The organism is Clostridium sp. X, from assembly GCF_055755365.1.
Map to the genome: position 1 here is coordinate 388,038 of NZ_CM146912.1, position 12,273 is coordinate 400,310.

The following is a 12,273-nucleotide window of genomic DNA, read 5'->3' on the forward strand; positions in this document are numbered from 1 at the left end:
GCTTACACGATAAGTCACAATATATACATATTTAACTTTATAACTAAATTAAAGGCTAATGTCTTAAAATCAACATTAGCCTTTATGTTTAATTATATATGTTTTTTTATCTCTTCTACTTTATCTAAATTTTCCCATGGAACATTTAAATCTACTCTACCGAAATGACCATAAGCTGCCGTTTGTCTATATAAAGGCTTTCTCAAACCTAAGTCTCTTATAATTGCACCTGGTCTTAAATCAAATACATTATTTACTATTTCTACTATCTTATTATCCTCTATTTTACCTGTTCCAAAGGTATTAACTAATAGAGATACAGGATGAGCAACTCCTATTGCATAAGCTAAACCTATCTCTAGTTTTTCTGCAATTCCTGCTGCTACTAAATTTTTAGCAACCCATCTTGCTGCATATGCTGCTGATCTATCAACCTTTGTTGGATCCTTTCCTGAGAAAGCTCCACCACCATGTCTGCCGTATCCACCATAAGTGTCAACTATAATCTTTCTTCCCGTAAGACCCGTGTCTCCATTCGGTCCACCAATAACAAATCTTCCCGTAGGATTAATGTAATAGTTAGTTTTTTCATCTAACCACTCATTAGATATTACTACCTTTATTACATGTTCCATAAGATCACTATGTATTTGCTCTTGAGTAATTTCTGGATCATGTTGTGTAGAAATTACCACAGCATCTATTCTAGTAGGTTTGTCGTCTTCATATTCTACCGTAACCTGTGTCTTTCCATCTGGTCTTAAATACGATAATGTTCCATTCTTTCTAACTTCTGATAATCTTCTAGCAAGTTTATGAGCCATACTTATTGGAAGAGGCATATATTCTTCTGTTTCATTTGATGCAAATCCGAACATTAAACCTTGATCTCCTGCTCCTACTGCCTCAACTTCATCTTTTTCTCCACGTCTTGACTCTAATGCTTCATCTACTCCCATAGCTATATCTGCTGATTGTTCATCAATAGATGTTAATACAGAGCAAGTTTCAGCATCAAATCCATATTTAGCTCTTGTATAACCGATATCGCTTATAACTCCTCTAACTAACTTTGGAATATCAACATAGCAGTTTGTTGATATCTCTCCCATAACCATAACCATACCAGTAGTAACTGCCGTCTCACAAGCTACTCTTCCATATGGATCTTTTTCTAAAATAGCATCTAGAATAGCATCTGAAACTTGGTCACATATTTTATCTGGATGTCCTTCTGTTACTGATTCTGACGTAAATAATCTTTTCATTTTAAGATCCCCTTTCTAACAAAAAAAATAAACCTCTTAATTTATTAAGGAGGTCGATTTGCGTGAATAATGTAATTTCTTATCTTGCAGATTGCTCTGCAGGAATTAGCACCTTAGTATTAATCATACCGGTTGCTGGGTTTCACAGGGCCGCTCCCTCCACCTCTCTTGATAAGTTTTTCTTATCTTATATTCAATTTTAAAACAAAATAATATTATCATATGTAACATGTAAGTGTCAAGAATCTACATTGATTTATTATTAATTTTGTCGATTTGTCATTTAAATATTGATTATGTTCTCGATTTTTTTTATGAAAGTAAAAAAGATATCAAAATTTGATATCTTTTTCTTGGTGGAGGAGGACGGATTCGAACCATCGAAACGAAACGTAACAGATTTACAGTCTGCCCCCTTTGGCCACTCGGGAACTCCTCCATAATTATTAACTTATTAAAATTACATGGTGGGCACAACAGGGATCGAACCTGTGACCCCCTGCTTGTAAGGCAGGTGCTCTCCCAGCTGAGCTATGCGCCCATATATTATATGATGGTGGAGGAGGACGGATTCGAACCATCGAAACGAAACGTAACAGATTTACAGTCTGCCCCCTTTGGCCACTCGGGAACTCCTCCACAATTGGTGCTGGCATCAGGAATTGAACCCGAAACCTACTGATTACAAGTCAGTTGCTCTACCAATTGAGCTATGCCAGCATATATTATTTTTAGCACTTAGTTGTTTCATTTATTGACATCAACCGCGCCAACGAATATTAGTATACCTAGAATTATCTTTTATTTCAAATCTATTTTTTTTAATTACAGAAAACTACAAGCTTTAAGATTCAATTTACTGCTATTTTCTCTATATTACTATACATTATAAATTAAGTTCAATTTTATTTCATATAACATTTAACTTTCTCATATACATTATCAAGGAGGTGTCGTTCTTGAATAAAGTGAGAGCTAACTTTAAAGATAATCTATCATACTACGATATCGCATATTTTATAAAGGATTATATAACTAAAGATTCTGTAGTAGTTTGCATCGGTACTGATAGATGTATAGGTGATTGTCTTGGTCCTCTAGTCGGAACCTTACTTAAGAGTAAAAATTATCCGCTAACTGTATATGGAACAGTTGAAGATCCTATACACGCTTTAAATATAGATAAGCAATTGCAACAAATAAAAAAAGCACATCCAGGTTCTACAATAATAGGTATAGATGCTTGCCTGGGGGATACTAATAACATTGGTGAGATACAAGCGCGAGATTATCCTATCCATCCCGGAAAAGGTGTAGGAAAAGTTCTTCCTGACGTTGGAGATGCTTCCATAATTGGTATTGTAGATTCTAGTGACAATAATGAATTATTCACTAATAGAAATATACGACTTAGTCTAATAATGAATATGGCAGAAGTTATTACTGATGCTTTACTTCATTCTTACTACTTATATAGTATAGATAGTAAGACTAATAATAGTATTATTTAACAAAACAAAAATAAGCTCTGTAATTGTTTTAGCCAATTATAGAGCTTATTTTTGCATAATAATATACGCATTTAAATATAATTAATCTAATAAACTTATATCTTTGCCTTTATATGATGCATCAATCTTATCAAGATAATTTAGAACTTCTCCTGTTCCCATTGCAACTGTTGAAACTGAGTCCTGCGCAACATATACTGGAACCTTAGTTACTTCTCCTATTAACTTGTCTAATCCATTCAACAAAGCACCTCCACCAGTCATCACAATACCTTTATCAGCTATATCTGCTGCTAATTCAGGGGGAGTTTTCTCTAGTACAGATCGAGTACATTCTGCTATATCATTCACTGCTTCGCTTAATGCTTCCCTCATTTCTTCTGAGGATACACTTATATTTTTAGGTAGTCCTGTTATTAAATCTCTACCTCTTATTTCCATACTAATATCTTCTTCTCTTTTATATGCTGTTCCTATATTCACCTTTAATGCTTCTGATGTTCTTTCACCTATCATTAATTTATGTTTTTTTCTTATGTATCTCATTATAGCTTCGTCAAAACTGTCCCCTGCAACTTTAATGGAGCTTCTTACAACTGCTCCTCCTAGAGAAATAACTGCAATATCAGTAGTTCCTCCTCCAATATCTATAACCATATTTCCACTAGCCTTAGTTGTATCCAGTCCAGCTCCAATAGCTGCTGCTAAAGGTTCTTCTATTAAAAATACTTTTTTAGCCCCCGCATTAACAGCGGCATCTTTAACAGCTCTTTTTTCTACTTCTGTAGCTTCACAAGGAACACATATAACAACTCTCGGAGCGCCAACCCTCTTTTTTCCGCAAGCTTTTCTAATAAAATGCTTTAGCATTTTTTCTGTTATATCATAATCCGATATTACTCCATCCCTCAATGGACGAATAGCCACTATATTACCTGGAGTTCTTCCTATCATTTGTCTAGCTTCTTCACCTACAGCTAAAACTCTATTAGTATTCTTATCAATAGCTACAACCGAAGGCTCTTTTAATACTATGCCTTTTCCTTTTATATATACTAAAACTGTAGCTGTACCCAAATCTATACCCATATCTGTGCTCATTCTAAAAAACATTTCTATTTCAACTCCTGCTCTTTTGTAAATTAAACTATATTATATAACTATTATATATGTTTACTACTACTTATTCCATAGTATTACAAAAAAATCACTTTTTTTATTAAATAGAAATGTATTATCCTTCTATAACTTTATATTTCATCTTAGTTGCTTTTCCGCCCCTAATATGTCTTTCTGATTTATTTATATCTAGAATATCCTTAGCTTCCTTAGCCACTTGCGGATTAATTTTAGGTAACCTCTCTGTCATATCTTTGTGTATAGTACTTTTACTAACTCCAAAAACTTTTGCCGTTTTTCTTATTGTAGCTTTAGATTCTATTATATATCTAGCAACTTCAAGTACCCGCTCTTCAATGTAATCTTTCAAAGTGCTACCTCCTTAACCTTATATATTTATAAATATGCAATTATGTTATTTTAAATTACTATATACTTGTTATTTGGCCATTTTCCGATAATATCGGAAAATGGCTATTAATAACTGTTAGTACTTCACATATTTTTCTGGATTTTCACTTGCAAACTGTGGTTCATCTTTTGAATTTTTAAGTACTTGGAAGTGAAGAAAGTCCTGTCCTTCCTCTTTTGAAATACCTCTCAATGAGCTATTTCCCACTTTTCCAATTTGTTGTCCTTGAGTAACTTTATCACCTTTTTTAACTTTAATATCTTTGTCTAAGTTTCCATAGAAAGTTGTCTTTCCACTCTCTGGATGATAAATAGTTACAGAATTACCAAATGAACCATTTTGTTCTACTAGTTTAACTTCTCCATTAGCAGTAGCTTTTACCACACTGCCAGCTTTAGCTTTAACATTTATACCAAAATTAGGTCTATATGTTTGTGAAGTTTCCCACCATACAGGTGTTTGAGAGTATTTCATTGCTATAGTTCCCTCAACTGGCTTTATAAATGTTGGTTCTGTAGTCTTTGATACAGCAATTTCTTGTTTTGTTGGAATTTCTATTCCTGTATTTTTATTTTTAGTATTATCTTGAACTTGTATTGCATTGTTAATTTCCTTATCTTTTTGTGAAATTGTAACACTCTTTGGTTCATCTAAATTAACCTTTGCATTCTGAGAAGTCTGTGCTCTCTCTTCTACTTTTTTACTAGTTCTAGTAGCCATTGCTGCAACTGTAGCGATAATACATAAACATAAAAATAAGACTACATAAAAGCCCTCCCTTCTTAAGAAGTTTGAAGTTTTTTTGTTATTATTTTTGTTTTCCATAAAAACACCTCCTTTTTCTAGTTTGTCCTTTATGAGGTAAATAATACATAAATACATATAAAACATTTCCTTATTTTCCATTAATTTTAGACACATAATTCCATATAAATGCAAAAACACCCTTGCTTGGGTGCCTTCTCATTACTCTTCTTTAACCATATGTGTATAGTATTTATTATTAGTATTAACTTTTAATTAGTCTACTTATCTCTATACCTTTATAATAATGCTTTAAAATCTCCTTGTAATTATTACCTTTCTTTGCCATAGCATCTGCTCCCCATTGACTCATTCCTACTCCATGACCATATCCCTTACATGTTATAATAACCTCTTTTTTATTGTATTGAATATCAAAATTGGATGAACTTAAATCTAATATACTTCTAAACTTTGAACCTGTTATTTCCTCATTTCCAACTCTAATTTTTGTTACACTTCCACCTTTACTTCTATTTAACATAACTATTTCTTTATTTAAATTTTCAGCTTGTAACTTAAACTTTGTATTAGATTTATTTAATGCATTAGCCAATTGCTCATGACTATAATTAAACTCAGTAATATACTTTGGAGACCTCTCTTCCCCCTTACTCTCTACACTTTTTAAATATGGTTGTCCTTTACTAAAAACCTCTTCTGCATCTTCAGTTTTCCCACTACTAGTTGAAAAATAATATGGAGCCATCACTAATTCATTATTATACGCAAGTACTTCCCCTCTCGTTTCTTCAACAGCTTCAAGTAGCTTGTCCCAATATTTATCTCTATTTTTTTTAGGCCAAAGCTCTAATCTATCTTCCTTATACATAAATGCTTGAAACTCAACAGTATCATTTACATCTCCTCCGAAAGCCTTTGGACTTTTCTTAGCACCGAATTCCTCCATATGAGCTAGTCCATATGTTCTTGCTGCTACAGCTTGAGCTTTCAATGCTTCTAATTCAAATTCTGCAGGCATTTCTGCCGCAACAACTCCTAGAACATATTCCTCAATGTCCATACTATCAATCTTTTTATCTTTAGAAATATATACATCAATACTTAATTCTTCATCACTATATATATCACTAAGCTTTTTAACGTCAGATTTTGTTTTTGAATCATCTTCAAAACTAATTTTTTTACCACTTTCTATTCCTGTAATTAATATAGAAAGAAGAATAACAAATAGCATAAAGGCTATTGCACCTATTATAATTTTCTTCATATAACTTTTCTCCTTTATATATATAAATTTAGTAAACAGAGTTCTTATTATATTTCTATTAGTACTTCTAATAAAATATAACTTCTTTAATTACTAATATTTAATTACTAATATTTAATTATTGTTTAAACAAATCTTATAATAATTTTAAATATTACAGACTAAATAAATAAAATGAAGCTGCGTCACCACAACTTCATTTTTATTTATCAGTTATTAACATTTATTCTTCTACTCTGTTAATATCTGCTCCTAAACCCACAAACTTTTCTTCAATATTTACATATCCTCTGTCTATATGATAAATATCTCCTATTTTTGTACAACCATCAGCTACTAAAGCAGCTATTATTAAAGCTGCACCCGCTCTTAAATCTGTTGCTTTAACATCACAGCCAGTTAAATGATTTATCCCTTCTATAACTGCAGATCTTCCATCTATTTTTATGTTTGCACCCATTCTTTTTAATTCATTTGCGTGCATAAATCTATTTTCAAATATAGTTTCTGTTATAATACTAGTTCCTTCAGCCACACATAATAAACTCATCATTTGAGCCTGCATATCTGTAGGAAAACCTGGATACGGCATAGTCTTAATATCTACAGGGTTTAGATTATAATTTCCATCTACAATTATACTATTGTCGATTTTCTCCATCCTTACCCCTACTTCTCGTAGCTTAGCAATTACTGGTTTTAAATGTTCCTCATTAATATTATTAATTTTTATTTTACTTTGTGTTATAGCCGCTGCAGTCATAAATGTTCCAGCTTCAATCCTATCAGGTATAGGTGTATATCTAATTCCTTTTAAATTCTTAACACCATTGATAATTATTGTATTGGTACCTGCTCCTATAATTTGAGCACCCATAGCATTTAAAAAATTAGCTAAATCTTGAATTTCTGGTTCTCCAGCAGCATTCTCTATTATAGTTTCTCCTTCTGCCAAGACAGCTGCCATCATTATATTCTCAGTAGCTCCTACTGATGGGAAATCTAAATAGATTTTATTTCCAATTAATTTATTTGCATAAGCTTCTACATAGCCATGTCCAAAGCTAAGCTTCGCACCTAAGGCTGTAAGTCCTTTTAAATGCAAATCAATAGGTCTACTTCCTATATTACATCCTCCTGGATATGATAATTTAAATTTATTAAATCTCGCTAACATAGGGCCCATAATCAAAAATGATGCTCTCATTTTTCTAACTAATTCATTGTCTGGTTCTGCATCTCTTAAATTTGATGTGTCTATTGTTATATTTTCTTCATTCTTATTTATATTTACACTAGCATTCATAGTCTCTAAAACTTCACTAATTACAAGAACATCTTTAAGCATTGGAGCATTATCTATTGTACATTTTCCACCACTCAATATGCTAGCGGCAATTATAGGGAGAACTGCATTTTTTGCTGCACTAATATTAACTTCTCCGCTTAATTTTTTTCCACCTTTTACTAATATCTTTTTCATGCTATCCTCTCCATTCTATTGATCCTTAGCTAATAACTCGCAATTATTTCAGGAGTTCCTATAATAATATAATTTCCTGATGAGTAATTGCAAAGTGCAAAATTTAAATCCATCAATTCCCCATTATTCCTCTTTGGACTATATCTACGAGTATATGCAGTAGTGCTAAATCCATTATTTATCTCTATAGAATTTATATTTGAAGCACCTATACTTTCTAATAGCCCTGTTACTTTATTATTAACTCCCACTAAATTTTCATAGAATATCTGTGCTTTTAAGTACTTATAGTATATCTTATTATCATCTGATAAGTAGCCAACAATACTTTCTACATATTGTTCTAAACTTTCTAAATTATTTTCATGACCTTTCTGTATAATTTCTATAGTTACTAAACTACTATTTTCTTTAGTAATTATTGCTATATTACCTTTAACACTTATACTTTTAAAATCTATATAATAATTATGTTTGTCACTGTATAATTCTGCTTTAATATCTTTATTACTTTCTATTTTATTCATTAAGCTGTCTACTAAATCTTGTCCATCTATATTAGATTTAAAATGGGTTTTTACTCCATATTCTACTACTTGACCCTTAGTTTCTTGAAGAATTCCTTCAAATAAATCTATATTTTTATATGCATAAGATGTTCTGTAGTTTAAAAAAGTAGCTATAATCATACAAAAAAGAATTATATTTTTTTTAGTATTATTCATATCTCCCCCGCCTTCCTTTTTAAATTATGGACAAGAAGAATATGATATATACTTCAAATATACTATTAATATATAAATCTTGTTACAAAAGTGTGCTTAAATAAATAAACACAAATAACAATTTGTTATTTGTGTTTATTTATTTAACTTCTATTCAGTTTTAAAGAACTTTAGAATATTATTAACAATTCTAATTGAAGCCTTTCCATCACCATAAGGATTACTAGCTTTACTCATCTTCTGATATTCTTCCTTATTATTTAATAAAATACTTGCTTCTTTTACTATTATATCGTTATTGGTTCCTACAAGTTTTACAGTACCAGCTTCTATAGCTTCTATTCTCTCTGTAATATCTCTTAAAACTAATACAGGCTTGCCTAGATGCGGTGCTTCTTCCTGAATCCCTCCGGAATCCGTTAAAATTAAATAGCTTTTTTTCATTAAATTATGAGTATCTTTAATATCTAGAGGAGCTACTAAATGTATTCCATCTATTCCTTCTAGATAACTGTAAACAATATTTTTAACTACGGGATTTAAATGTACAAGATATACAATCTGTATATCCTTATTTGTTTTCTTAAGTTCTAACAATGCCCTACAAATATTATCTATTCCCTGATCCCAATTCTCTCTCCTATGCGCTGTAACCATTATAACTTTTTTATTAAAATCTATATTATTTAAGTTCTTATTATTAAACAAATAATTATCTCTAATAGTATACTTCATAGCATCAATAACAGTATTTCCTGTTATTAATATACTCTCTTCATTTACTCCTTCTTTTAATAAATTGTCTCTATTTTTATTTGTAGGTGCAAAATGTAAATCTGCTAAATTTGCCGTTAATCTTCTATTCATCTCTTCTGGAAAAGGTGAATACTTATCATAACTTCTAAGACCAGCTTCTACATGACCAATTTTAACTTTACTATAAAATGCTGAAAGAGATGCAGCAAAAGTTGTTGTTGTGTCACCATGTACTAATACCATATCTGGTTTTTCTATTTTAAATATTTCCTCTAAACTAGTTAGTACATTAGTTGTTATAAGGCTTAGGGTTTGTTTTTCTTTCATTATATTCAAATCATAATCTGGGATTATATCAAAAATTTCTAAAACTTGATCTAACATTTCCCTATGTTGCGCTGTTACACACACCTTAGACTCTATATCTAATATTTTTTCTAGTTCCTTTACAAGGGGCGCCATCTTTATGGCTTCTGGTCTTGTTCCAAATACACTTAAAATTTTTATCCTTTTCATAATATCACCCTTAATTGATTACTATATATGATAAATGTCCTTCTTACCACTCTTATCTCTAAAGTGTTTGCTAAGAATCTTCTTTATGCTTAAAAAATCCGCTTTTCCACGCTACTACTCCAATTGTTAATATAACTGTAGTTAATAAGAAATATGATCTATTTGTACTTACTTGCATAGCTATTATAGAAATTCCACCTAATACTGCACTAATTAAATACATTATAAGAACAACTTGTTTTTGATTTAGTCCCATATCTAATAATCTATGATGTAAATGTCCTCTATCAGCTTGCATTATAGGCTTTCCATTTACTTTTCTTCTTATCATAGCAAATAAAGTGTCATATATTGGCAGTCCAAATGCAAGAATAGGAACAGCAATAGCAAAGGTAGTAGCTGATTTTATAGTTCCCTCTAGTGATATTGCCGCTAGCAAAAATCCTAATAACTGCGCTCCGGTATCCCCCATGAAGATAGATGCTGGATTAAAGTTATAGGGTAAAAAACCAAAAATAGAACCACTTAAGATAGCTGTAAGTAGTGCTGCCTCATGTCTCCCATTTAATAAAGCTATTATAAATATAGTTACCGAACAAATCCCCGCAACTCCTGCTGCAAGGCCATCTACTCCATCTATAAGATTTAATGCATTTGTAATCCCCACTACCCAAAATATTGTAAGTGGTACTAGTAAAATTCCTAAATTTAAATAAGCTCCTCCCATCGGTACAGGATTTGTTATTCTTACTATTTCTACTCCGAATATAACTAAAACACTTGCTGCAGCTATCTGAAATAAAAGCTTTATCAGAGGTCTCAAATCTTTCAAATCATCAATTAAACCACCAATTACAATTATAGTAGCTCCTATAACTATTCCTGTTTGTGACCTAGTAAGTGCACCTTCCTTCAAGATTGTTGTTATAATAAAGGATAGATATATTGCTACTCCTCCAAGAAGCGGAATAGGCTTTTTATGTATTTTTCTTGTGTCCTTTGGTATATCTAATGCTTTGATATAAAAAGCAAATCTTTTAATTATAGGTGTGGATATAAATGATATTAAAACCGAAATTATTACTAAAATTCTCACATTTTCCATATCTTAATTCTAACCTTTCTATTGTTAATATGAACCATCTCCATGTAGAGAATCATCATTATCTATCCATTGTTGTACATCTATAATTCTAAATTCCTTTTTTGTGTCTCTTATGATTATTTTTGTTATTCCTGAATTTATTATAAATCTCTTACAAAGAGAACAAGGTGCTGCATTTTTTACTAATTCATCTGTACTCATTTCTTTTCCTACAAGATACAATGTTCCATCTAGCATATCTTGTCTTCTTGAAGATATAATTGCATTTTGTTCAGCATGAACGGACCTACAAAGCTCATACCTAGTTCCCCGTTCTACTTTTAACTCTTCTCTTCTACAATAGCCTAAATCCGAACAATTCTTTCTCCCCCTTGGAGCTCCTGAATATCCTGAAGACATAATCTCATCATGTTTAACTATTATTGCCCCAAAGTTTCTTCTTAGACAAGTACCTCTTTCTAATATAGTTTCACATATATCTAAATAATAATTGTGTTTATCTATTCTTTCCATAAGTTTATCCCTCTTAGATTCTATAGTATTAATTTTAAAATTATACACTACTAATATTCTATACTATAAATAAGATAATTTAAAGCATTGACTGTGAAGTTTAGGGGAATAAGTCAATAAAAAACGAAATTAAAGGGTTAGCCCATAGAATTTTTCTATAGGCTAACCCTTTAATTAATTATTTTATTATTCATTTAGTTCCGTATAATCTGTCCCCTGCATCACCTAGACCAGGTACTATATATCCCTTTTCATTTAACTTTTCATCTATATCAGCAACATATACATCTACATCTTCATGTTCCTCTATAACAGCCTTAATACCTTCTGGTGAAGCTATAAGACACATTAATCTTATATTTTGAGCTCCTCTTTTCTTAAGAGCATGTATTGCATCTATTGCTGAACCACCTGTAGCTAACATTGGGTCTGTAACTATAATTTCTCTTTCTTGTATATCTTGAGGTAATTTACAGAAATATTCTACAGGTTTTAATGTCTCTTCATCTCTATAAAGTCCAATGTGTCCAACCTTTGCCGCTGGTATAAGTTTTAACATACCATCTACCATACCAAGTCCAGCTCTTAATATAGGCACTATAGCAACTTTTTTTCCTGCAAGTACTTTACATTTTGCTTTACATATAGGTGTTTCTATCTCAACTTCTTGTAATGGTAGATCACGAGTAACCTCGTACGCCATAAGCATCGCCACTTCTTCTACAAGCTCTCTAAAATCTTTTGACCCTGTTTCTTTATTTCTTATAAAAGACAACTTATGTAATATTAACGGATGTGCGATTTGTGTTACTTTACTCATTTTAAATTCC

General features: G+C 31.3%; 12 protein-coding genes, 4 tRNA genes and 1 riboswitch. Of the genes, 1 reads left to right on the forward strand and 15 read right to left on the reverse strand.

Annotation, left to right across the window (positions count from 1 at the left end):
- Positions 1-92: 92 nt before the first annotated feature.
- The 5 genes from metK to ACX0KU_RS01910 form a co-directional block, all read right to left on the reverse strand.
- The gene (metK, locus tag ACX0KU_RS01890; protein WP_472991238.1) at positions 93-1,268 is read right to left on the reverse strand and encodes a methionine adenosyltransferase; all 1,176 of its coding nucleotides are present in this window, start codon (positions 1,266-1,268) and stop codon (positions 93-95) included.
- A gap of 76 nt (positions 1,269-1,344) precedes the next feature.
- Positions 1,345-1,446, reverse strand: a riboswitch (SAM riboswitch).
- Between the two features lie 176 nt (positions 1,447-1,622).
- Positions 1,623-1,707: transfer RNA gene (locus ACX0KU_RS01895), tRNA-Tyr, on the reverse strand.
- A gap of 26 nt (positions 1,708-1,733) precedes the next feature.
- Positions 1,734-1,809 (reverse strand) — tRNA-Val (locus ACX0KU_RS01900).
- A gap of 13 nt (positions 1,810-1,822) precedes the next feature.
- Positions 1,823-1,907: transfer RNA gene (locus ACX0KU_RS01905), tRNA-Tyr, on the reverse strand.
- 5 nt (positions 1,908-1,912) lie between these two features.
- Positions 1,913-1,988: transfer RNA gene (locus tag ACX0KU_RS01910), tRNA-Thr, on the reverse strand.
- A gap of 239 nt (positions 1,989-2,227) precedes the next feature.
- On the opposite strand from ACX0KU_RS01910, the gene yyaC reads away from it, so the two are divergent.
- The gene (gene yyaC / locus ACX0KU_RS01915) at positions 2,228-2,779 is read left to right on the forward strand and encodes a spore protease YyaC (protein WP_472991239.1); all 552 of its coding nucleotides are present in this window, start codon (positions 2,228-2,230) and stop codon (positions 2,777-2,779) included.
- An 81-nt stretch (positions 2,780-2,860) separates the two neighbouring features.
- Here the strand turns inward: yyaC and mreB are convergent, their stop codons facing one another.
- The 10 genes from mreB to upp form a co-directional block, all read right to left on the reverse strand.
- The gene (gene mreB / locus ACX0KU_RS01920) at positions 2,861-3,892 is read right to left on the reverse strand and encodes a rod shape-determining protein MreB (RefSeq protein WP_472991240.1); all 1,032 of its coding nucleotides are present in this window, start codon (positions 3,890-3,892) and stop codon (positions 2,861-2,863) included.
- 121 nt (positions 3,893-4,013) lie between these two features.
- Positions 4,014-4,268, reverse strand: coding sequence for a sporulation transcriptional regulator SpoIIID (gene spoIIID / locus ACX0KU_RS01925; protein ID WP_472991241.1), 255 nt, complete (start codon positions 4,266-4,268; stop codon positions 4,014-4,016).
- A gap of 117 nt (positions 4,269-4,385) precedes the next feature.
- Complete coding sequence (locus tag ACX0KU_RS01930) at positions 4,386-5,135, reverse strand: peptidoglycan DD-metalloendopeptidase family protein (protein ID WP_472991242.1); 750 nt, start codon at positions 5,133-5,135, stop codon at positions 4,386-4,388.
- Between the two features lie 184 nt (positions 5,136-5,319).
- A complete protein-coding gene (gene spoIID / locus ACX0KU_RS01935; protein WP_472991243.1) occupies positions 5,320-6,345 on the reverse strand; it encodes a stage II sporulation protein D in 1,026 nt (341 codons plus the stop codon).
- Between the two features lie 223 nt (positions 6,346-6,568).
- Complete coding sequence (murA, locus tag ACX0KU_RS01940) at positions 6,569-7,828, reverse strand: UDP-N-acetylglucosamine 1-carboxyvinyltransferase (protein ID WP_472991244.1); 1,260 nt, start codon at positions 7,826-7,828, stop codon at positions 6,569-6,571.
- A gap of 29 nt (positions 7,829-7,857) precedes the next feature.
- Positions 7,858-8,553, reverse strand: a complete 696-nt coding sequence (locus ACX0KU_RS01945) for a YwmB family TATA-box binding protein (RefSeq protein WP_472991245.1) — start codon at positions 8,551-8,553, stop codon at positions 7,858-7,860.
- Positions 8,554-8,703: 150 nt separating this feature from the next.
- Positions 8,704-9,825 (reverse strand): non-hydrolyzing UDP-N-acetylglucosamine 2-epimerase, encoded by a 1,122-nt coding sequence (wecB, locus tag ACX0KU_RS01950; RefSeq protein WP_472991246.1) that lies wholly within the window; start codon positions 9,823-9,825, stop codon positions 8,704-8,706.
- 70 nt (positions 9,826-9,895) lie between these two features.
- Complete coding sequence (locus ACX0KU_RS01955) at positions 9,896-10,930, reverse strand: MraY family glycosyltransferase (RefSeq protein ID WP_472991247.1); 1,035 nt, start codon at positions 10,928-10,930, stop codon at positions 9,896-9,898.
- A gap of 24 nt (positions 10,931-10,954) precedes the next feature.
- Positions 10,955-11,443: a deoxycytidylate deaminase gene (locus ACX0KU_RS01960; protein WP_472991248.1), complete on the reverse strand. Its 489-nt coding sequence runs from the start codon at positions 11,441-11,443 to the stop codon at positions 10,955-10,957.
- A 190-nt stretch (positions 11,444-11,633) separates the two neighbouring features.
- Positions 11,634-12,263 (reverse strand): uracil phosphoribosyltransferase, encoded by a 630-nt coding sequence (gene upp, locus ACX0KU_RS01965; protein WP_472991249.1) that lies wholly within the window; start codon positions 12,261-12,263, stop codon positions 11,634-11,636.
- Positions 12,264-12,273: the final 10 nt, after the last annotated feature.